We start from the raw sequence: 22,398 nt of genomic DNA, 5'->3' as shown, positions 1-22,398 counted from the left end.
GCCACTTGATGGCACTTAGAAAGCGACAGTCTGACTGTCGCTTTTTTTATATTCTTTTCCCTTGGTAAGTCGCAATCTGAATTACGATTACTGCACTTATTTACTTCGATGGGTTGTAAACAAAGTTTTTTAACAAAAATTGCTGAAAAAATGCTCAGTAACACTCCAATCTGAGTTCACTTTCTGGTATGTTTCGCATCCCTGTTTGAGGAAGTCAGCATGCATACCTGTCCTTTATGCCAAAATCAGCGTACACACCACTATTTTGAAGATAAGCGACGTGAATATCTTCAATGTGAGCAGTGCAGTTTGGTGTTTGTGAATCCAGACCAACGTTTGGATGCGGAAACCGAAAAAGCTCACTATGATTTGCATGAGAACAACCCTGAAGATTTAGGTTACCGACGCTTTTTGTCGCGTATTGCTGACCCGATCACAGAGCGAATTTCTCCACAATCAAATGGTATCGACTTTGGTTGTGGTCCTGGCCCAACGCTCTCCTTGATGCTGGAAGAGGCGGGGCACAACATGGCGTTGTACGATCTCTACTACCACCCTGATACGTCGGTTTTAGAAAAAACGTATGACTTCATGACAGCAACAGAGGTGATAGAGCACCTCTACCACCCAGACTTGGTGTGGAAGCAATGGTTGAATTTAGTTAAGCCAGGGGGCTGGATAGGCCTGATGACGAAAATGGTCATCGACGTGGAGGCTTTCAAATCATGGCATTATAAGAACGATCTCACTCATGTAGTGTTCTTTAGTCGTGACACGTTCCAGTTCCTAGCAGAGCGGGATAAGCTCGAACTCGAATTTATTGGTAATGATGTAATTTTACTGAGGAAACCCCAGTAATGAGCCGTAGTAAAAAATCTAGAAAGCCAGGTGCCGCTGGCGCACCTGAGTTTGTTGTAACTCGTAACCGTACAGAATCTGATGTGGAAGGCCGCCTACGCAAGCGTGCTAAAAAGCGCAAAGGCTTGAAAACGGGTAACCGTAACTCAGAAGTTAACGAGCAGAAAAAGCAAGCTGCTGCACAAAACCGCGACCCGCGTTTAGGCAGTAAAAAGAAAATTCCTCTGGTTGTTGAGCCTGCGAAGAAAATGACGAAGCAAGAGCGTCGTTTGTCGGCAGAGCAAGAACTAGAGATGCTAGAAAATGACGCGCAATTGAACGTGTTGCTAGACCGTATTGAAGCGGGTGAAAACCTAGGCACAGGTCTACAGAAATACGTCGATGAGAAGCTCGACCGCATTGAGAAGCTAATGGACCAACTAGGTTTGTTGGAACCTGAAGAAGAGGAAGACTTCACTGCTCCTGCTGAGAAAAGCACGCGCAATGATGATGACTTGCTGGCAGATTTCGACGACATTAACTTCGACGACTACAAAGGATAATTAAGCTATGAATGTAACCTTATTAGCTATTGCTGGTGTTGTGATTATCATCGCACTTGCTTCTTATGCAGGTTACCTTCTGCTTCAATTGAAAAAGCAAAAGGAATTGCAGCTAAAGCATCAAAAATTGGCGATAGATAAACGTAACGCCAACATTTTTGAGAATGTGCATACCTTGTGTCAGGCGGGTATTCAAGGCCAATGCGATTTATCTGAAATCAGTATTCGTGTGTATAACATCATGGATTATGTACAAGGTGAAGACCGTGTCGATTTCGATAAAACGTACCCAGCAATTTCTGAGCTTTACCATATCGTGAAAGATATGGCGCGTGGTGAAGAACGCCAACAACTTGCCAAGAAAGAGCGTATGCAACAGAACTTGACGCGTCATAAAGCGGAAAGCCGCCTCACTGATGCGATCATTGAAGAGCTCAAAGTGTTGCAGAAAAACGTCCAGCCACTGAATAATCAAATCAATATTCAGATGATTTAATAGTTACCCCCAATGGTTTCCTTATGACTGCTGGGGGTATCGTGATCACGCTAGCACTTCTTTAGTTTTATAATTAAAAAGCCAGTCGGCGTTGCCACGCTTGTCATCGTCGTATGGCAAAATAGCGGCTCTGAATATCGGGTGACGGCTTTCGTTGCCCTAGCATTTAACGGAAAGTACCACCATGTCGAATCAACACACTGAATCGAAGCAGCAAATCGTCTGGGATCAAGCGGTATTGGATAAGTACAACTATTCCGGTCCTCGCTACACGTCGTACCCAACGGCGCTGGAGTTCCATGAAGCGTTCACCATTTCTGATTATGATATGGCATGCACTCAGTACCCAGACCGCCCATTATCGCTGTACGTACACATTCCGTTCTGTCACAAGCTTTGTTACTACTGTGGTTGTAATAAAGTCATCACGCGCCACTCGCACAAAGCGGACGAATACCTCGATGTGCTTGAGCATGAGATTCGTCAACGTGCAGCCTTATTGGTGGGCAGAACGGTAACGCAATTGCACTTTGGTGGTGGTACGCCAACGTTCCTTTCTGAAAAGCAAATTACACGCGTAATGAGCCTGTTGCGCCAAGAGTTTACCTTTAGCAGTGATGCTGAAATCAGTATCGAAGTTGACCCGCGTGAAATTCAGATCACCATGTTGGATCACCTGCGTAGCGAAGGCTTTAACCGCTTGAGCATCGGTGTTCAGGACTTCAACAAAGAAGTGCAAAAACTGGTGAACCGTGAGCAAGATGAAGAGTTCATCTTTGCGATGGTTGCGCGCGCAAAAGAGTTGGGTTTCCGTTCGACAAACCTAGATTTGATCTACGGCTTGCCAAAGCAAACCAAAGACTCTTTTGCCAAGACGTTAGAACAAGTACTGGAAATGCAGCCGGGCCGTCTGTCCGTGTTTAACTACGCGCACATGCCACAGCTATTTGCAGCGCAGCGTAAGATTAAAGACGAAGATCTGCCTAAAGCAGAAGAGAAGATGGCGATTCTGCAAGATACCATCGCGACACTGACTGGTGCTGGCTACCAGTTCATCGGTATGGACCATTTTGCATTGCCTGATGACGAACTTGCCGTTGCTCAGCGCGAAGGTATTTTGCATCGCAACTTCCAAGGCTACACCACACAAGGTGAATGTGATTTGGTTGGCTTTGGTGTCTCTGCAATCTCGATGATCGGCGATGCATACGCGCAAAACCAGAAAGAGCTGAAGAAATACTACGCTCAAGTCAACGAACTTCGTCACGCACTGTGGAAAGGGGTTTCGCTGGATTCTGATGACTTGCTCCGTCGTGAAGTGATTAAGCAGCTGATCTGTAATTTTAAGTTAGACAAGAAAGCGATTGAGTCTGAGTTTAAAGTGAAGTTTGATCAGTACTTTAAAGAAGACTTGCAGCTACTTCAGACCTTCATCAACGATGAGCTGGTGGAAGTGGATGACAATGAAATTCGTGTGACACTGCGAGGTCGTTTGCTGATCCGTAATATTTGTATGAGCTTCGATAAGTACCTGCGAGCGAAGGCGCGTCAGCAACAATTCTCTCGTGTTATCTAATCATAGACGCCGATTCAAGATATAAAAAATGCCAGCAGATGCTGGCATTTTTTTATGTTTTCGCTGGATTTAAGCGCGATCTTTTACTTTTGCTTTCAGTTCCGCTTTTTCTGCTTCTGAAAGGAACGCAATCTCAAGGCCATTGATTTGCGCTTGGCGAATCTGGTCTTGGCTCAGACCAGCTGCTGGTGCCGCTACTTCGTATTCGTATGGCAGTTCGATGCCTTCTACCGCTGGATCGTCAGTGTTCAGACACGCAAGAACGCCATGCTCTAGGAACTGTTTGAGAGGGTGGTTTTCTAACGTTTCTACCGTGCTTGTTTGGTAGTTTGATGTTAGGCAAGACTCAATACCAATGCGGTTTTCTGCTAGGTAATCCATCAGTTTTGGATCGTGGATCGCTTTTACGCCGTGACCGATACGAGTTGCGCCCAGCTCATTGATTGCTTGCCACATGCTCTCTGCACCTGCTGCTTCACCAGCGTGAACCGTTACCCCAAGGCCAGCGTCGCGTACTTGTTTGAAGTGAGACACAAAGCGATCGCCCGGTTGGCCCAGTTCGTCACCCGCTAAGTCGACAGCAACGATGTGATCTTTTTGGCTCAGAATGCCGTCCAGTTCTTGTTGGCACGCGTCGGTGCCAAATGTGCGGCTCATGATGCCGATCAGGTTGGCTTTCACGCCAAAATCGCGCATACCCGCTTGCACACCGTCCACGACTGCTTCAACAACACCCGCTACTGGTAACTTGTGTTTCATTGCCATGTAGTATGGTGAGAAACGCAGTTCAGCGTAATCGATTTGAGCGTTTAGTGCGTCTTCCACGTTTTCGTACGCCACACGACGACATGCATCTAGGTCGCCCAGTACCGCAACACCCCAGTCGAGCTTAGAAAGGAAAGCAACAAGAGAGGGTTCCGCTTCGACAATTTGAACGTGAGGAGTTAGAGACTCAATATCGTACGCTGGCAGAGCAATACCAAATTTTTGGCCAAGCTCAAGAATCGTTTTAGTACGAATGTTACCGTCAAGGTGGCGGTGCAAATCAGTAAGAGGAAGGTTCTTCGTTATCATTATGTCGATCCGGATAGTTATGAACTGGAACAGGGCCCAAACATCATCTGTGACAATACATGGGTAAGATTTGCAGTTAAGTATAAATAACAGTTAGGTAGATTGTCAGTAGAGGATGACTAGGAAATCAACGATTCTCGCTCTTTTCTACTTCATGTTAACCAAATGTGTTGGCCACTCTTCTAGTGGCATTGGACGGCTGTAATAGAAGCCTTGCACTTGGTTGCAGCCTAAAGAGCGTAGTAATTGTGCTTGATTGCTATCCTCTACGCCTTCTGCGACGACATTGGTTTTGAGGCCCGCGGTGATATTGATGACCGCAGCAACGACCGAACTGTCTAAGTTTTCTTGCGTGAGTTGATTGATGAAGGTGCGATCAATCTTCAAACAAGTAAATGGCAGTGAGTGAAGATAACCCAGTGATGAGTAACCGGTACCGAAATCATCGATCGCGATACCAATCCCCATATCACGCAGTTTGGTCATATTTTCCAGTGTGGTTGGTGCGCTATCAATAATGCGCGACTCGGTGATCTCCAGTGTTAGGTTACTGGCGGGTAATTTTGTGATATCCAATACGTTGGTCACCGTATCGACAAAATCAGGGCAGGACAGTTGATTAACGGAGATGTTCACATGCAGTTGGAAGTCTGATGGCCACTGATTACTTTGAATGGCTTGGTATGTATCGCGGCAAGCTTGTAACAGAATTTGTTGGCCAATGGCTTTGATCATGCCGCTTTCTTCTGCGATTGGAATAAAATCTAGTGGTGACACCATTCCTGAGTCACTGTGCCAGCGCGCCAGCGCTTCTGCGCCACACACATTACCACTAGCGAGATCCACAATAGGTTGATAATGAGGGACAAATTCTTGGTTTTCGATGCCAGTTTGAATCTTAGTCAGCATTTGGGTGCGGAACTTTGAAGCGCTTGCCAGTTCAGGGCTGTAATGACAGACACCGGTCAGTGAGTCTTGCTTGGCGTAGCTTAATGCGATGCTGGCGTTGCGAAGCCACAGCGGCATGGTTTCATTTGGTTGGGTTTGCACAATGCCAAGTGAAATCTTCATCACTACATTCTCACCTTCCACCATAAATGGGGTGGAAAAGAGTTGCTGTAATCGACGCTCGGTTTGTTTAACTTGGGCTTCAGTATCGGCGCTTGAGAGAAACACTGCGAACTCATCACCACCAATCCGAGCCAGTAACGCGTTATCACTAAACTCTTGTTTTAGCCTTTCTGCGATGCTGACCAACAGTTGATCACCGTTATGATGACCCACACTGTCGTTGATATCTCTAAATTTGTTGATACCAAGTAAAAATAAACTGCCGTGGCACAGGTGAGATTGGTTCTCACAGATTTCGACCAAGCCCTGACGACTGTATAAGCGTGTCAGAGAGTCATAAACCAACTGTTCACGCAACGCTTTAAATGAGGCTCTGAGGTTACTCGTCATCTCATTAAAGGCATGCACAAGTACCGTTGTCTCATACACATAACCAGGTTTTGGCATACTGCTGTCCCAATCGCCATTCGCAAGGTGTTGAGCGGCGTCAGCCGTCGCGTTAATCGGCCTGGTGACTCGGTTGAAAATGATCCAACTGATGGCGATACCAAATAGGCTGACGATAAACCCGACCAGCCAACTCTTTTGTTGGCTTTTCGGCAATGTACCCAGCAACTCGGATTCAGATATAGAGGTGCCAATAAACCATGTTAAACCGTTTTGATCTCGGTATGGGGTTAGTCGGCTGAAAATACGTTGGCCGTCATGCTCAAATGAAAAGGTGTAAGGTTGCTTAGTATTGTTGAGATCAAACGACCGAACGCGGCTCGCACTGATTTTGATGATCGGATCTGCGTTTTCAGCCGCAAACAAACGCTGCCCTTTATCAGAAAACTTTGTGCCCCATGAGATGACGCTTCCCGGGCCTGAGTGAGCGATTAAACGATGCTCTGGGTCCATGATGTAGACCGAAGCTTTGGTGTTGTATTTTAACTCACGTAGAAATTCGTTAAATGTGTTGATGCGAATGTCTGTCACCAACACGCCAGCAAATTGGTCGTGTTTATACACTGGTGTCATGGCTGACAGCGTAATATCCTGGCGTTCATCGGCATTCGTATAAATCTCAGACCACATCGAGGTTTGAGTCTCAGCGACGGGCGTATACCATGGGCGAGTGCGAGGATCGTATGGAGAGATAACCGTTCGAATGCTATTACTCACATGGTTGGTGCCATAAATAATCAGATCACCATCGGTATATCGATCTTGAACCATTAAGGTGTAATCGTCGGAAAGCTCGCGGCGGAACCCGGCAAAGTCACCGCTTTCTGAACCAAATGCGATGACATCCAACTGCGGTATCGATTGGTAAAGGTTTTTGAATGCACTCAGCAGGTAGCTTTGAATATCTGAGGTGTCGTGAGGGTGATAAAGGTTGTGATAGCTGACGTTATGCGCGAGAGCCATAACCGCAGTAAACGGCTTGCGTAGATAGCTATTAAGGTGGTCGTGGACACTTTCGGTTAACACGGAAAGTTGTTTGTCGCTGATATCTGTGACCACTTCTTCGTAGCTTTGTTTTTGGACGTAGACAATGACACCGATCGCCAGTAAGAAGATCATGACAAATGGAATGAGAACAGCGGTACGCAGTGTAATTTGAGTCGTAGCAGTAGACATTGCCTAATCACATAGATGGTGGTGCGCCACAATTGTACTGATATTTTTGTTAATATCGAGTGACAAACGACTCTCGTTGTTAACGCACCACGTAAGTGATTGTCAGTACAATTCTTTTAATTTTCTGGTAAGCGTGTTTCGCCCCCAGCCTAATACTTTAGCGGCATCTTGCTTGTGACCTTTAGTGTGCTCCAAAGCTGCCTCTAATAAAATGCGCTCAAATTCTGGTAAAGCATAAGAAAGCAGTTCTTTATCTCCTGCCGCGAGTGATTGACGTGCCCAATCCGCCAATTGTTCTTGCCAGCTGCCATGCTCAGAGTCCGAAATGGATTTTTTCTCTTCGAGCAGTTCGCTTGGTAAGTCGTTTGGCAATACCTCGCTACCACTGGCCATGACGGTTAACCAACGGCAAATATTCTCTAATTGACGCACGTTGCCCGGCCAATCAAGGCGGTTAAGAATTTCAACGGTCGACGGATGCAGAGTTTTGGTTTCGACCCCCAGCTCATCAGCCGCTCGGATAAGAAAATGCTGCGTAAGTTTTTCGATGTCCTGCTTACGTTCACGCAATGCCGGAATCTGCACTCGAATCACGTTCAAGCGATGGAATAAATCTTCACGGAAATCGCCTTCATGCACCAGCTTTTCTAAATTCTGGTGTGTTGCCGCGACAATCCTTACGTCGACGCTGATTGGGGAGTGACCGCCCACTCGATAAAACTGTCCATCGGCCAGAACACGCAGCAAACGGGTTTGAATATCTAACGGCATGTCACCGATTTCGTCTAAAAATAGGGTGCCGCCATTGGCTTGTTCGAATCGACCCTGACGAACATTGTTCGCCCCGGTAAATGCCCCTTTTTCATGACCAAACAACTCTGACTCAATCAGATCTTTGGGAATCGCCGCCATATTGAGTGCAATAAAAGGTTTGTTGGCGCGAGGACTATGGCGGTGCAACGCATGAGCAACGAGCTCTTTACCCGTGCCCGATTCACCGTTAATCAATACTGAAATTGAGGAGCGAGAAAGACGGCCAATGGCGCGAAATACTTCTTGCATGGCTGGCGCTTCACCGATGATTTCTGGCGTTTCCGCTGGAATGTCTTCTGGAGAGAGTTGCTCACGTTTATTTTCGTGACTGTGTGCAATCGCTCGTTCAACCAGAGTTAAGGTTTCATCGATATCAAAAGGTTTTGGTAAGTATTCAAAGGCGCCTTTTTGGTACGCATTCACTGCCGCATCCAAATCTGAGTGGGCGGTCATGATAATCACGGGAAGGTCTGGGTAATCGCGCTGTACTTGTTTTAGCAGCTCTAATCCATCAATGCCCGGCATGCGAATGTCTGATACCAGCACATCTGGTACTTCGCGTTCGAGCGCCATCAAAACGCTTTCCCCATCGGCATAGGTTTCGCATTTTATGTTGGCAGAGGAGAGCGTTTTCTCCATCACCCAGCGAATGGAACTGTCGTCATCAACGACCCAAACATATCCTTTACTCATGTAGTAATCCTTGCAGCAAACCGAAAAACTGATGCGACTTGAAGTCCATTAGTGCAATCAGATCGGCAAATAAATAGTAAATGTTGTGTGACCAGGCCAGCTTTCTACGTCTATTTTTCCATTGTGCTGGTCGATCAAATTTTGTGAAATAGACAGCCCTAAGCCAGTTCCTCCCTCGCGGCCACTGACCATGGGATAGAACAGCGTGTCTTGTAATTCCGGTGGAATGCCAGGGCCGTTGTCTGTGATTTCGACACGCGCAGCGAGTTTACAGCGTTTGCCGTGAATATTAGCTTGATGCACCGTTCTGGTGCGAATGGTGATTTTACCGTGTTCTTGATGGCTAAGAATTTGCGCCGCATTACTGACGATATTAAGCATCGCCTGTTCGATTTGGTCCGCATCCATCAAAATTTCTGGCAAGCTCGGGTCGTAATCGCGTTCAATCACGATTGAACGTTGCGATTCTAATTCAACCAACTGGCGGACCTTTTCCAGAATTTGATGCAAGTTTTCTTGTGTCTTCTTACCTGGCTTTTGTGGCCCGAGTAATCGATCAACGAGCGCTCTTAAACGGTCGGCTTGCTCAATAATGATGTGCGTATACTCGGTGAGAGAGGGATCTGGCAGCATTTTTTCTAGCAATTGCGCTGCACCACGTAATCCACCTAGCGGGTTTTTGATCTCATGTGCAAGCCCTCGGACTAACAGTTTCGCCGCTTGTTGTTGGGCGTGCTGGTTCAGTTCTTGAGAGAGTCGGCGCTGCTGATCAATTTTGCGCATCTCAACCAGAAGCATCAACTGCTTTTGCCAAGTGATTGGGCTAACTGTCACCTCTAGCATTAAGGGGCGGCCATCAACAACGAAAGTGACGTCACTGTCGGTGATGCTTTGGCCACTTTGCAATGGTTGAGTGAGCAGCGCGAGATCCAGCGACGCATGTTGAATCAATTGAGAAAGCGATTGTTCAACAATACGTTTCGCGCTTTGAGAAAACAGCAACTCGGCAGCCGGATTGGCATAACGGATAGCCAATCCATCATCAAGAATCAGCGTTGCTGTCACCATGTTGTTGAGAATGGCACTAGGAAGACTGGTATCCACATTACGTCCTTGTTTTGCTTTAAGATTGTGCGTTGCACAATAATGGTGCAATTGAACGTTAAGTATGGCGAATAAATCTCAGAAGAAAAAGTGAAAAGCACCGCAGTGATGCTATTTTTTTCACCAGATATTCTATTTTGCCCCTTTTACGGTCGGCTTAACACTTGCTCTATGTAAATGCACCGTTATAGGGCTAGTAGATGCAATAAGCTTGCCGCTTCTTTTCGCGTGCACGGCCAGTGTGTGGGTACCTCGGTCAATATTGTTTAACTGCCACGTCATATGGCTTTGTGGCGCACCATAAGGTTTTCCGTCGAGCAGCAGTTGCAACTGTTCACCGATACCAAGCTTGCGATTGGTTTCCAGTTGAATATTGATGATGCCTCGGTTGCTGCGGATGGTTTCGTTATGTTGAGGAGTCAGCATCGAGAGCTTTAATGGGAGAGGTTTATCGGTTTTCTTTTCCGGCTTGTTTTGTGGCTCTTTAGATAGCTTGGTCTGAGGGGCGAGTGATTCCGTGCTTTCTACCTTAGGAGCCGGTGCGCTGGCTTCAAGGTTTGGCAGCGCGATGGCTTTTGCACCTTGGTTTGGCGTATCACTAAAATGAACCACGCCATTTTTATCTACCCATGTATAAGCAACCTGCGCTGATGCGATGGAGACGATTAATAATCCGCTGAGAGCACATAGCGATGGAATAAGCTGAACTTTCATTGCTCACCTTCTTTTGATCGATGATTTCACGTTTCAATGGCTTAGCTCTTTGACCTACAAGGTAAAAAGTCCAAGCGTATTTTTATTATCCCCTCATGTTAAACGTCGAATCTTGACTGACGAATACAAAAAAGGCCCGCCTGCGAGGCGAGCCTAATATTTTGTTGCTGTGTTTACATTTTACACAGTGTCGACCTTATACAGAGTAGTAAAGTTCGAACTCAACTGGGTGAGTTGTCATGTTCACGCGCTCTACGTCCTGAGATTTCAGCTCGATGTAAGAGTCGATGAAGTCGTCAGAGAATACACCACCTGCTGTTAGGAATTCACGGTCAGCATCTAGCTCTGCTAGTGCGTCTTTCAGTGAGTATGCAACCGTTGGGATTTCTGCTGCTTCTTCTGCTGGTAGATCGTAAAGGTCTTTATCCATTGCTTCGCCTGGGTGGATCTTGTTCTTAATACCGTCAAGACCAGCCATTAGCATTGATGCAAAGCATAGGTATGGGTTAGCCGCTGGGTCACCAAAGCGAACTTCGATACGACGTGCTTTAGGGCTTGGTACCACTGGAATACGGATTGAAGCAGAGCGGTTGCGTGCAGAGTAAGCAAGCATAACTGGCGCTTCGAAGCCTGGTACAAGACGTTTGTACGAGTTTGTTGATGGGTTAGCAAATGCGTTGATTGCACGAGCGTGTTTGATGATACCGCCAATGTAGTAAAGCGCCATTTCAGATAGACCGCCGTACTTGTCACCAGCAAATAGGTTTACACCATCTTTCGCTAGAGATTGGTGAACGTGCATACCGCTACCGTTGTCACCAACAAGTGGTTTAGGCATGAATGTTGCCGTTTTACCAAACGCGTGAGCAACGTTGTGTACAACGTACTTGTAGATTTGGATTTCGTCAGCTTTGGTTGTTAGCGTGTTGAAACGAGTTGCGATTTCGTTTTGACCCGCTGTTGCCACTTCGTGGTGGTGTGCTTCAACAACAAGACCCATCTCTTCCATTACTAGACACATAGCAGAACGGATATCTTGAGATGAATCCACTGGAGCTACAGGGAAGTAACCACCTTTAACGCCTGGACGGTGACCTTTGTTACCTTCTTCGTAATCAGAACCTGTGTTCCATGCTGCTTCTACGTCATCGATCTTGAAGAAAGAGCCTGACATGTCAGTCGCGAACTTCACGTCGTCAAATAGGAAGAATTCTGGCTCAGGACCGATAAGTACAGTATCTGCAACGCCAGTAGAGCGCATGAAGTCTTCAGCGCGTTTTGCGATAGAGCGTGGGTCACGGTCGTAGCCTTGCATTGTTGCCGGCTCTAAGATGTCACAACGGATGTTTAGTGTTGCGTCTTCCGTGAATGGGTCAAGCACAGCAGAAGATGCGTCAGGCATCATTACCATGTCTGATTCGTTGATACCTTTCCAGCCAGCAACTGATGAACCATCGAACATTTTACCTTCTTCGAAGAAGTCTGCGTCGATTTGGTGAGCAGGGATCGAAATGTGCTGCTCTTTACCTTTTGTATCAGTGAAGCGTAGGTCAACAAACTTAACTTCGTTTTCTTGGATCAGCGATAGAACGTTTTCTACTGACATCTTGGATAACCTCCAGTGTTAATAAGCGGTAAAAGCTCGATTTATGAATTATTCATGAAACCTGGCATTGATTAATCAATTTGACTTTTCATTAATCGATGCTGTTTTAACTAAAGCCAAAACCGTGCCAAAAAAAATATTCCATTAATTTCAAGCAATTGTGTTTTTTGGCGCTAGCTTGGTGCAGATGATTGCACCAAAATGATCTTTACTCGCACCATTGTGGTGCGGAAAATCATTATTGCACCATAATGTGACAGGCGCATTGCTTATTCAGCCCAGTTTTTGAGCAAGAGTCAATTTGAATTATGCATCGATTGGAATAAAGTTGCGTTTAATCAATTCGTTCTGAGGAAGAAAATGGGCATTAAGCGTAAAAATCGCAGAAATGCTCGGGAGTAGATCACATATTTCTAGGCTTTTTGCTAAAATCTGGTACATTATGGCCGTTTTTTTAATCAGCAAATGTCGCCAGAGAGCACCCGTTCTCAGCGTGGGGGCATTTCATCTATCTAAGTGAATCAATATCCATGGCTACTCCACAGATTGATAAATTAAGAAATATCGCGATCATCGCGCACGTTGACCACGGTAAAACCACGTTGGTTGACAAGCTGCTACAACAATCAGGCACGCTTGAGTCTCGCGGTGAAGCTGAAGAGCGAGTCATGGACTCGAACGACATCGAGAAAGAGCGCGGTATTACCATTCTTGCTAAAAACACAGCAATCGACTGGAACGATTACCGTATCAACATCGTAGATACTCCGGGACACGCGGACTTCGGTGGCGAAGTTGAACGTATCATGTCGATGGTAGACTCTGTACTACTTATCGTTGACGCGGTTGATGGTCCAATGCCTCAAACGCGTTTCGTAACACAAAAAGCGTTTGCTCATGGTCTAAAACCAATCGTTGTTATCAACAAGATTGACCGCCCTGGCGCACGTCCTGATTGGGTTATGGACCAAGTGTTCGACCTATTCGACAACCTAGGTGCTTCTGACGAACAGTTAGATTTTAAAGTGGTTTACGCTTCTGCTCTTAACGGTTGGGCTTCTCTAGAAGAAGGCGAAACTGGCGAGAACATGGAACCGCTATTCGAAACTATCGTTGGCGAAGTAGCTGCACCAGAAGTTGACCTAGATGGTCCACTACAGATGCAAATCTCTCAGTTGGATTACAGCTCTTACGTTGGCGTTATCGGCGTTGGCCGTGTAACTCGTGGTAGCGTTAAGCCAAACCAGCAAGTAACGGTTGTTGGTGCAGACGGCAAAACTCGCAACGGTAAAGTGGGCACAGTAATGGGCTACCTAGGCCTAGAGCGTCACGAAGTTGAGCAAGCTAACGCGGGTGATATCATTGCAATCACTGGTCTTGGCGAGCTTAAAATCTCTGACACTATCTGTGCACAAAACGCAGTAGAAGCACTACCAGCACTGTCTGTTGATGAACCAACAGTAACCATGACGTTCCAAGTAAACACGTCTCCATTCGCTGGTAAAGAAGGTAAGTTCGTCACTTCACGTAACATCCTTGAGCGTCTAGAGAAGGAACTGGTACACAACGTTGCACTGCGCGTTGAACAAACAGACGATCCAGACAAATTCCGCGTATCAGGCCGTGGTGAGCTTCACCTGTCTATCCTGATCGAAAACATGCGTCGTGAAGGCTTCGAGCTTGCCGTATCTCGTCCAGAAGTAATCATCAAAGAAGAAGATGGTCAGCTAATGGAACCGTTTGAAACGGTAACTATCGACGTAATGGAAGAGCACCAAGGCGGTATCATGGAGAATATCGGCCTACGTAAAGGTGAGCTGAAAGATATGGCTCCAGACGGTAAAGGCCGTGTACGTATGGACTTCATCATGCCATCTCGTGGTCTGATCGGCTTCCAAACGGAATTCATGACACTGACTTCTGGTTCTGGTCTTCTATACCATACGTTTGACCACTACGGCCCACACAAAGGCGGTAACATCGGTCAGCGTATCAACGGTGTTCTGATTGCTAACGCTGCGGGTAAAGCGCTAACTAACGCACTGTTCAACCTTCAAGAACGTGGTCGTCTATTTATCGGTCACGGTGTGGAAGTTTACGAAGGCATGGTTATCGGTATTCACAGCCGCGACAACGACCTAACAGTAAACGCACTGAAAGGTAAGCAGCTAACCAACGTTCGTGCATCTGGTACAGATGACGCACAGGTTCTAACTCCGCCAATCATCATGACGCTAGAGCAAGCGCTTGAGTTCATCGATGACGACGAGCTAGTAGAAGTAACACCTGAAAGCATCCGTATCCGTAAGAAATTCCTAACGGAAAGCGATCGTAAACGTGCTTCTCGTGGCGCGAAATAACTTTCGTTAAGCGATTCAATTAAGAAGAAGCCCTGAGTTATGCTCAGGGTTTTTTGTATCTAGAGAATGAAAATATCAGCATGAAGCCAATCGTGATTACTGGTGGCCCTGGTGCGGGGAAAACCACCCTACTGAATGCATTAGAGCGGCAAGGGTATGCGACGTTTGTAGAGAGCTCTCGTACGCTAATTGAACAGCAAAACCAGTTAGACGACGGTATCTTGCCGTGGACGAACCTGCCTAAGTTTGCTCAATTGTGTCTCAACTTGATGAGCAAGCAAAAGAGTGATGCGCGTTGTCATGACGTTGCGTTTGTTGATCGCGCCATCCCAGACATCATTGCTTACTTACAAGTGGGCGGTTGTAAGGTTGACCAAGCTTTCTTAACTGAAAGTGCTGGGTACCATAGTCAGGTGTTTACTTGTCGACCTGAAGCATCCATTTACGTGCAAGATGAAGTGCGTCCACACAGCTTTGAAGAAGCATTGGAGATTCATCAGTCCTTAGTGGATATCTATGCTGAGTTGGGTTACGAAGTGGTAGAAGTGCCATGGGGCAGTGTGCTAGAACGAGTAGGCTTTGTTCGAAGAGTCATCGGTTTAGTTGGTGAGGTCACAGACTAAAACCTCCTCGCTAGGAGGAGGTTTGAATCATTTACTTTTGATTGAGCTTTTGCAGGAACTTATCAGACTCTGCAATCGCTTCGTTCATCTGTTTGATTGCAAACTGAATGTCTTTCTCTAGACTAGAAAACTCACCTTGTAGAGAGCCAATCGCACTCGCGTTAAGGTTGTGTTTCAAGTACAACGTGTTGTCGCGCAGTGTATTTAGTACAGGCGTCATCTTTTTCTCTGCACGCTTCATTGCGCTAAGCATGGTTTTGTACGAAGCTTTGGTTTCACGTAGCTTTTGTTCGCTTGAACGGCGCAATTTCGCGCTCGAGTACAGCTCTAGTTCGTCTTGCCATTCATCAAACAGTGCGCCGGAAACGTCTTCAATCGCAGCAATGCGGTCACGAACGTCTTGCGCCGCTTTTTCGCTGTCTTCGTACTTGTCATTGATTTTGTTGTAGACACTTTCTAGCTCACCACCATCAAAATTAGTGATCGCAGATAAGGCCTCGAGTGCACTGGTGAATTCTTCTTGTGCATCTTGTTGAGATTCTTTGGCATCTTCAACGCGGTCGACCATAATATCTCGTTTATGGTACCCAACTTGCTCCATCGCTGAGTAATAAGCAGATTGACACCCTGTTAAAGTGAAAATTGATAGTACAATTGCTAATAAATAAGGCATTCTTATGTCCTCGACGCTAATTATGGGATGAACTATGAACCAGTTATCAGAGAGTTACAAGGCAAGATTAATCAATCTACTGCCAAGTTGCGTCGCGTTTTTTAAGTATCTTCTTAAGCGATTAACGCATGATCGCGTCAATGTGAACGCGGGCTATCTTGCCTACATTACCTTGTTATCCATCGTGCCAATGCTGACAGTATTGTTATCAATATTGTCGAAATTTCCCGTTTTTGCGAACGTTGGTGAGGTGCTGCAAGGCTACATTATTGAGAATTTTGTGCCAGCTTCTGGAGAAGCTGTACATACGGCATTGCAGGAATTTGTGGCGAATACGGGCAAAATGAGCGCGGTTGGCGGTGGGTTTTTATTCATTGCTGCAGTCATGCTGATTTCGAACATTGATAAGAACTTAAACTACATTTGGCGAGTTAAAGATAAGCGCCGTTTAGTATTTTCATTCTCTATGTATTGGATGGTACTCACGTTAGGGCCGATCATGGTCGGTGCGAGTATCGCGGCTACATCGTACGTGACCTCACTGCAAATTTTAGAGAACGAGACATTATCTGGTGCGTTCAATCTGTTTTTACGTTGGTTACCGCTGTTGTTGTCTTTTTTCGCTTTCCTTGGCTTATATATTCTGGTGCCGAATAAAAAAGTGCACCTGGCTCATGGCGCGATGGGGGCAGCAGTCGCTGCGATACTGTTCGAATTAAGTAAAAAGGGCTTTGCACTCTACATCACGCAGTTCCCCTCTTATCAGCTCATTTACGGCGCGTTAGCCGCGATTCCTATCTTGTTTGTTTGGGTGTATTTATGCTGGATGATCGTGTTATTGGGTGCGGAAGTCACAGCTGCGCTTGGTGAGCGAGAGCACTGGAGTGAAGATTTAGACATGATACACTCGACCGCTGAATCTCAGTTAACAGATGAAGGAAGCGAGAGTAGTGATAGCGCTAATTCAACGAGTCAGTGAAGCTGCCGTCCGTGTGGATGGTGAAGTCGTAGGGGAAATTGATCGTGGTCTGCTGGTCTTATTAGGAGTAGAGAAAGACGACGATGAGGCCAAAGCAAAACGCTTGATGGAGCGTGTTACGACCTACCGCGTGTTCGAAGATGATGAAGGTAAGATGAACCTGAATGTCAAACAGGTAGAAGGCAAAGTGCTGGTGGTTTCTCAATTTACGTTACCTGCGGATACAAAAAAAGGCACTCGTGCTGGCTTTTCTCGCGGTGCGCATCCTGCTGATGCTGAGCGCTTGTATGATTACTTTTCTGATTTGTGTGAACAAGTTTTACCCACACAGCGTGGCCGCTTCGCTGCCGATATGAAAGTGTCCTTAGTGAATGACGGTCCGGTGACGTTTTGGTTGCAGGTCTAGTCTGGTAACACAAGCGCCATGGTCTAAGCTTTAACTCCAAGCTCATGGAATTGGCTTGGAGTGATTTTCCCGACATTTATTAGTGTTGTGCTTTCAAAGGATTGATATGTTCAAACTCATTACTCCCAAAACCGATAATCAGATAAACAAGTATTATCAGTTTCGCTGGCAACTGCTTCGTGAGCCATGGCGTATGCCAATTGGCTCTGAACGCGATGAATACGATGAAATGAGCCATCACCGTATGATTGTTGATGGCCGAGGTCGTCCTATGGCGATCGGTCGTTTATACATTACGCCGGATAATGATGGCCAAATCCGCTATATGGCGGTTAAAAATAATCGCCGCAGTAAAGGTATGGGCTCGCTGGTTCTGGTCGCGCTAGAGTCGTTAGCACGCCAAGAAGGGGCGAAGCGCTTGGTGTGTAATGCCCGTGAAGATGCCATCGCCTTTTACGAGAAAAATGGCTTTGAGCGTCGCGGTGAACTGACCGACGAGCGCGGTCCTGTGCGTCACCAGCAAATGGTGAAACCATTGGATCCGATGGCGAATGTGTTGCGTCGCCCAGAATGGTGCACTGAACTTCAGCAGCGCTGGGAGCAACAGATCCCAATTAGTGACAAAATGGGGATAAAAATTAACCAGTACACGGGTTACCAGTTTGAATGCTGCGCGCAACTTAATCCAAACCTTAATCCGCATAACACCATGTTTGCGGGGTCGGCTTTTACTTTAGCTACCTTGACGGGGTGGGGTATGACGTGGCTGCTGCTTAAAGAGCGCGGTTTGCATGGTGATATTGTGTTGGCCGACAGCTCGATTCGTTATCGTCAACCAGTCGAACAAAACCCCGTGGCAAGTACTTCGTTAGATGGGATCAGTGGTGACCTAGATCGATTGGAGTCAGGGCGTAAAGCACGCATCGTCATTCACGTGGTGATTTATAGTGGCGACACGCCAGCCGTAGATTTTGTTGGTACCTATATGCTGATACCGAACTATTCGCAATTACTCAGCTGTTAATTGAGAGGGCGCCTTACTGATCTGTAGGGCGCTTATTCGTTTCGTTTTCTTGCTCTGTCGGTGGGAGGATTTGTTCCTCTGCGGTGGGATCAGTGACAGATGCTTCGTCTTCTTCGACAATTTCTTCGGAAAATTCTTCCTCTTGAATCTCCACCTTGATGTTATCAATCGCAGTTGGCAGCTCCATGGCTGATTCACTTGTTTGTGGAGTGCTTTCAACATCAGCCGGTTCTTTTGGTGCTGGTGCTTTTAAACACTCGTTATGATGGGTTTCGCCACTGAGTAGATCGCCTTCAACGCTCCCGCACGACTCTTTCCATTGATAAGCAATGCCACTTAGCGGGTTGTTGGCCATATCAAACTCGCCCCAAACCTTACCAATCATGGCTTTCCCAGAAATGGTGACTGGTTCTATGGCGACCTCCCCTCGTTGCGCGGTTAAACGCAGCGGACTTAAGGTAATGGCTTTGAGCGAATGATCCGCTTGGGATTTTAAACGGGTATCTCGTAGGTTGGCTTCCACTTCACCAGATAAGCTGTAGGCCAGCATGTTGCGATCACCTGATAACCCTTGTAGATCGAGGCTGAGATCGGAAAAACCATCAATGGCCAGTGTGTTGGGTAAATAATCGTGGAAGAGTGATAAGGGAATGCCATCGGCATTGAGGTTGAGTGCCCAAGGCTGGCTCGGAGTACTTAGGTCTATCTGTCCGATGCCTTCTACGTAGCCTTGCTCGAGTGGTGCAAAAAGGCGTGTCAGTTTCCAAAAGCCATTCTCACTTTGCATGGCAAGTGCAGCATGAGACGTGAGCACTTGGTTATAACTGGCGTTTACAACGCTAGCTTCCAGATCGCCATGCCAAAGGCCCCAACGTTGATTGACCTGTTTAAGATCAAGCTGCTGCCCTTCGATGTTTAAACCGGAGAACTGCCAATAAGGTTCGTGAGATAGCTGAATGATTTGGCTGCGCTCAATGTCGAGTCGTTGGATTGTGACATGATCTAACTTACTGATGGCGGCGTGCCACCAGTTTTGGTTATCTTCAGGTTGTATTGCCCACTTGAGGCCTTGAATGGAGGCTTCTTCGAGTTGCCATTGCGTTGGAGTGAACACCCCAGAGACCTGCACTCGACCTTGCTGCCAATCTAAGCTGAGCTCGTTGAGTTGGATTTTTTCAGGCTTGATAACAGCACTTAAACGTGGCTCTATTGCGGTTTGCTGTTGGAATCGGACGCTATCCGCCTGCAATGAAACTTGAGCCGTTGTCTCCCAGAGAGACAGTGGCAGTGTGGCGTTTTCTACGGAGAGCTCTAAGTTTTGCCAGTGCCAATCGCCCCATTCAATATCGGCGTTCAGTAAGTCTAAGCTATTAATGTGATTAATCTTGAATGGTATTGCTTGCCAAGGCTTAGCAAGCAGTGATTGGAGCTGGATATGATTGAGTTGCAACTTATTGATGGTCACATTCACTAAAGACCAGCCTTGTGGATACTGCTCGCCTTGCCCTGAAATTTGACTGTTACGCCAGTTAAATGAAGTGCCATAGAGCGTACTGTCTTGCGGTTTGTAGTCCATGTCGACCAAGACCTGATTAAAGGCTTCGCCATTCCAATAGATCTGGTCGGCTGCAAGTTGAACCTCGCCATATGGTATTAACTGGCCATTCCATTGTGGTGATTGAATTTGAAGGTCAATGCCATTACCAGAAAACTGCTCGTCGGCGTAATCAATATTTTTGAGCGCGATTTGATGGAACAAAACGTTATCTAAAGGCGGGAGCTTTGGCGCGCCATACTGCAAATTAAGTCCATCAATCAATAAGCTATCAACGATCCATTTACCATCGCGATAAACATCGGGATTCATCCATAAATCGACTTGCTCGATGTAAGAGCCGTCGTCTACGTTTGTGTTCACACCCTGTAAAGTTAAGTGGTAGGGAAAATCGTAACGCACGCTTTCTGCTTTAAAGGGCAGGGAGAGGCTGTTTGATAGCAGACGCCAAGTTGCATCGGCGTAAGATGTTGTTAACAGCGCAATCATAGTGGCCGGAATGGCAACTAAGATAACCAGTAACAGAATTAGAACTCGACGCGCTGTTTTCATCCCTGCTAGAACCTACGTTTGCTATTAAATAAAACTAGATAGGCTTTAGCTTGTATCAATATTCTGCGGTATTCAATAAAAAGCCCCTCAAAAGAGGGGCTTGAAGCGGTTTTTTTGTAACTTGGTCTACGTAAAAGTGATAAGTGGCTGACCACTTACCACTGTGGTTTACGCGACGTCGTTGTTACTCGACTTAATCAATCTGAGGGCCAGCGGCAACCAGAGATTTACCTTCCGCATTGTCCGTGTATTTATCAAAGTTATTGATAAAGCGTTCAGCCAAGTCTTTCGCTTTGCTTTCCCACTGAAGTGGATCAACGTACGTGTCACGAGGGTCTAGAATGCTTGGATCCACACCTGGTAGTGAAGTCGGTACTTCAAGGTTGAAGATAGGAATGTGCTTAGTTGGTGCATCTTCAATCGAACCATCAAGAATCGCATCAATAATTCCGCGCGTATCTTGAATCGAGATACGTTTGCCAGTGCCGTTCCAACCTGTGTTCACCAGGTAAGCCTCAGCGCCTGCTGCTTCCATACGTTTAACCAGCACTTCTGCGTATTTAGTTGGGTGAAGCGTTAGAAACGCTGCGCCAAAACATGCAGAGAAGGTTGGTGTAGGCTCAGTAATACCACGCTCTGTTCCTGCCAGTTTTGCAGTAAAGCCAGATAGGAAGTGGTACTTAGTTTGCTCAGGTGTCAATTTAGACACTGGAGGTAGCACACCAAATGCGTCCGCTGATAGGAAGATCACTTTATTCGCGTGACCGCCTTTTGATACTGGCTTAACGATGTTGTCGATATGGTAGATAGGGTAAGAAACACGAGTGTTTTCTGTTTTCGAACCATCATCAAAGTCGATAGAACCATCGCTACGTACCGTTACGTTTTCTAGCAGTGCATCACGGCGAATTGCGTTGTAGATGTCCGGCTCCGCTTCTTTCGATAGCTTGATGGTTTTCGCGTAACAGCCGCCTTCGAAGTTGAAAACGCCGTCATCATCCCAACCGTGCTCATCATCACCAATTAGCGCACGTTTAGGGTCAGTTGATAGTGTGGTTTTACCGGTACCAGAGAGACCAAAGAATACCGCTACGTCGCCATCTTTGCCCATGTTAGCGCTACAGTGCATGGATGCGATGTCTTTTAGAGGAAGGAAGTAGTTCATCATTGCGAACATGCCTTTCTTCATCTCACCGCCGTACCAAGTACCACCGATAAGTTGCATGCGCTCGGTTAGGTTAAATACGGTGAAGTTTTCTGAGTTCAGACCTTGCTCTTCCCATTTTGGGTTAGTGCATTTTGCGCCATTCATTACCACGAAGTCTGGTTCAAATGTTGTCAATTCTTCTTCCGTTGGGCGGATAAACATGTTTTTAACGAAGTGCGCTTGCCATGCGACTTCCGTGATAACACGAATGCTCAAACGCGTATCTGGGTTTGCACCACAGTAACCGTCAACAACAAACAAGCGCTTGTTAGAAAGCTGGTTTGTGACCAGTTCTTTCAGCTCGTCCCACACTTCTGGAGTGATTGGTTTGTTGTCATTTTTTACTTGATCAGACGTCCACCACATATGCTCTTCTGTCGTAGCGTCTTTGACGATGTATTTATCTTTTGGTGAGCGACCAGTAAAGATGCCAGTGTCAACGGCAACCGCACCTAGTTCAGTAACCACGCCACGCTCATAACCAGTTAGGTCTTCACGCGTTTCTTCCTCAAACAACATTTCGTAGCTAGGGTTGCGAATAACCTCTTTAACGTTATGCAGTCCGTGCTTGGTTAGATCAAGTGTTGCAGCCTTAGTATGTTCCATAACGGTCATAGGTGCTCCTTATAAGGATTTTTGTAGGGATTTTGTAAGAATGTTTTAATTTTAATCTGCTCACCATGCTAGCAACGGGGCGGGGAGAAAACAGGGAGATAGCTCAAAATTTATCCATGATTTCAATAAGGTTTTAGGTAACCCGTCACATATTGGTGGGAATAGTTTATCGTGCACGCAATCCTTTGCGCTAGGGCAAAATCATTATTAATTGTTTAAAATTAAGCAGTTGTT

The 22,398-nt window shown here is 46.4% G+C and carries 18 protein-coding genes; 9 read left to right on the top strand and 9 right to left on the bottom strand.

The annotated features are described in order from the left end of the window. Positions 1 to 219 precede the first annotated feature (219 nt). The 4 genes from NDJ01_RS17945 (at position 220) to hemN (ending at position 3,472) form a co-directional block, all read left to right on the top strand. A complete protein-coding gene (locus tag NDJ01_RS17945) occupies positions 220 to 858 on the top strand; it encodes a class I SAM-dependent methyltransferase (protein ID WP_005394454.1) in 639 nt (212 codons plus the stop codon). Next, entirely contained in the window at positions 858 to 1,400 is a 543-nt protein-coding gene (yihI, locus tag NDJ01_RS17940) for a Der GTPase-activating protein YihI (RefSeq protein WP_005394455.1), read from the top strand. Before NDJ01_RS17945 ends, yihI begins: the two co-directional genes overlap by 1 nt. A 7-nt stretch (positions 1,401 to 1,407) precedes the next feature. Further along, complete coding sequence (locus NDJ01_RS17935; protein WP_005379254.1) at positions 1,408 to 1,896, top strand: DUF2489 domain-containing protein; 489 nt, start codon at positions 1,408 to 1,410, stop codon at positions 1,894 to 1,896. A gap of 184 nt (positions 1,897 to 2,080) precedes the next feature. Beyond that, positions 2,081 to 3,472 (top strand): oxygen-independent coproporphyrinogen III oxidase, encoded by a 1,392-nt coding sequence (hemN, locus tag NDJ01_RS17930; protein ID WP_048624602.1) that lies wholly within the window; start codon positions 2,081 to 2,083, stop codon positions 3,470 to 3,472. A 69-nt stretch (positions 3,473 to 3,541) separates the two neighbouring features. Here hemN and add read toward each other — a convergent pair whose 3' ends face one another. The 6 genes from add to glnA form a co-directional block, all read right to left on the bottom strand. Continuing rightward, positions 3,542 to 4,546: an adenosine deaminase gene (add, locus tag NDJ01_RS17925; protein WP_005395038.1), complete on the bottom strand. Its 1,005-nt coding sequence runs from the start codon at positions 4,544 to 4,546 to the stop codon at positions 3,542 to 3,544. 147 nt (positions 4,547 to 4,693) lie between these two features. Beyond that, the gene (locus NDJ01_RS17920; protein WP_258587080.1) at positions 4,694 to 7,240 is read right to left on the bottom strand and encodes an EAL domain-containing protein; all 2,547 of its coding nucleotides are present in this window, start codon (positions 7,238 to 7,240) and stop codon (positions 4,694 to 4,696) included. 102 nt (positions 7,241 to 7,342) lie between these two features. Further along, positions 7,343 to 8,746 (bottom strand): nitrogen regulation protein NR(I), encoded by a 1,404-nt coding sequence (gene glnG, locus NDJ01_RS17915; RefSeq protein WP_005395036.1) that lies wholly within the window; start codon positions 8,744 to 8,746, stop codon positions 7,343 to 7,345. Between the two features lie 57 nt (positions 8,747 to 8,803). Beyond that, positions 8,804 to 9,850: a nitrogen regulation protein NR(II) gene (gene glnL / locus NDJ01_RS17910; protein WP_012841226.1), complete on the bottom strand. Its 1,047-nt coding sequence runs from the start codon at positions 9,848 to 9,850 to the stop codon at positions 8,804 to 8,806. Positions 9,851 to 9,982: 132 nt separating this feature from the next. Further along, positions 9,983 to 10,564: a DUF4124 domain-containing protein gene (locus tag NDJ01_RS17905; RefSeq protein WP_176318921.1), complete on the bottom strand. Its 582-nt coding sequence runs from the start codon at positions 10,562 to 10,564 to the stop codon at positions 9,983 to 9,985. Between the two features lie 196 nt (positions 10,565 to 10,760). Continuing rightward, entirely contained in the window at positions 10,761 to 12,170 is a 1,410-nt protein-coding gene (gene glnA, locus NDJ01_RS17900) for a glutamate--ammonia ligase (RefSeq protein ID WP_005395023.1), read from the bottom strand. Between the two features lie 530 nt (positions 12,171 to 12,700). On the opposite strand from glnA, the gene typA reads away from it, so the two are divergent. Together typA and NDJ01_RS17890 are read left to right on the top strand one after the other, a co-directional pair. After that, positions 12,701 to 14,530, top strand: coding sequence for a translational GTPase TypA (gene typA / locus NDJ01_RS17895; RefSeq protein ID WP_046874152.1), 1,830 nt, complete (start codon positions 12,701 to 12,703; stop codon positions 14,528 to 14,530). An 80-nt stretch (positions 14,531 to 14,610) separates the two neighbouring features. Further along, on the top strand, positions 14,611 to 15,153 hold the full coding sequence (locus NDJ01_RS17890) for an AAA family ATPase (RefSeq protein ID WP_258587079.1): 543 nt from the start codon (positions 14,611 to 14,613) through the stop codon (positions 15,151 to 15,153). 31 nt (positions 15,154 to 15,184) lie between these two features. Here the strand turns inward: NDJ01_RS17890 and NDJ01_RS17885 are convergent, their stop codons facing one another. After that, positions 15,185 to 15,826 (bottom strand): DUF2959 domain-containing protein, encoded by a 642-nt coding sequence (locus tag NDJ01_RS17885; protein ID WP_031780441.1) that lies wholly within the window; start codon positions 15,824 to 15,826, stop codon positions 15,185 to 15,187. Between the two features lie 34 nt (positions 15,827 to 15,860). Here NDJ01_RS17885 and NDJ01_RS17880 point away from each other — a divergent pair, with 34 nt between their 5' ends. The 3 genes from NDJ01_RS17880 (at position 15,861) to NDJ01_RS17870 (ending at position 18,235) form a co-directional block, all read left to right on the top strand. Further along, a complete protein-coding gene (locus NDJ01_RS17880) occupies positions 15,861 to 16,805 on the top strand; it encodes a virulence factor BrkB family protein (RefSeq protein ID WP_005379281.1) in 945 nt (314 codons plus the stop codon). Continuing rightward, entirely contained in the window at positions 16,777 to 17,211 is a 435-nt protein-coding gene (dtd, locus tag NDJ01_RS17875; protein WP_012841223.1) for a D-aminoacyl-tRNA deacylase, read from the top strand. The genes NDJ01_RS17880 and dtd overlap by 29 nt, the downstream gene beginning before the upstream one ends. 106 nt (positions 17,212 to 17,317) lie before the next feature. Beyond that, on the top strand, positions 17,318 to 18,235 hold the full coding sequence (locus tag NDJ01_RS17870) for a bifunctional GNAT family N-acetyltransferase/hotdog fold thioesterase (protein ID WP_005395003.1): 918 nt from the start codon (positions 17,318 to 17,320) through the stop codon (positions 18,233 to 18,235). A 13-nt stretch (positions 18,236 to 18,248) separates the two neighbouring features. Here NDJ01_RS17870 and NDJ01_RS17865 read toward each other — a convergent pair whose 3' ends face one another. Together NDJ01_RS17865 and pckA are read right to left on the bottom strand one after the other, a co-directional pair. After that, positions 18,249 to 20,342: an AsmA family protein gene (locus NDJ01_RS17865; RefSeq protein WP_258587078.1), complete on the bottom strand. Its 2,094-nt coding sequence runs from the start codon at positions 20,340 to 20,342 to the stop codon at positions 18,249 to 18,251. A 193-nt stretch (positions 20,343 to 20,535) separates the two neighbouring features. Further along, positions 20,536 to 22,164 carry a phosphoenolpyruvate carboxykinase (ATP) gene (gene pckA / locus NDJ01_RS17860; protein WP_047009389.1) on the bottom strand — a complete coding sequence of 543 codons (1,629 nt, stop codon included), beginning with the start codon at positions 22,162 to 22,164 and terminating at the stop codon, positions 20,536 to 20,538. Positions 22,165 to 22,398 lie beyond the last annotated feature (234 nt).

This window comes from Vibrio sp. HS-50-1 (assembly GCF_024747315.1).
In the GTDB taxonomy this organism is placed as follows: Bacteria; Pseudomonadota; Gammaproteobacteria; order Enterobacterales; family Vibrionaceae; genus Vibrio; species Vibrio diabolicus.
The sequence above is the reverse complement of the archived record's forward strand: the minus strand, read 5'-3'. Positions and strand labels throughout refer to the sequence as shown.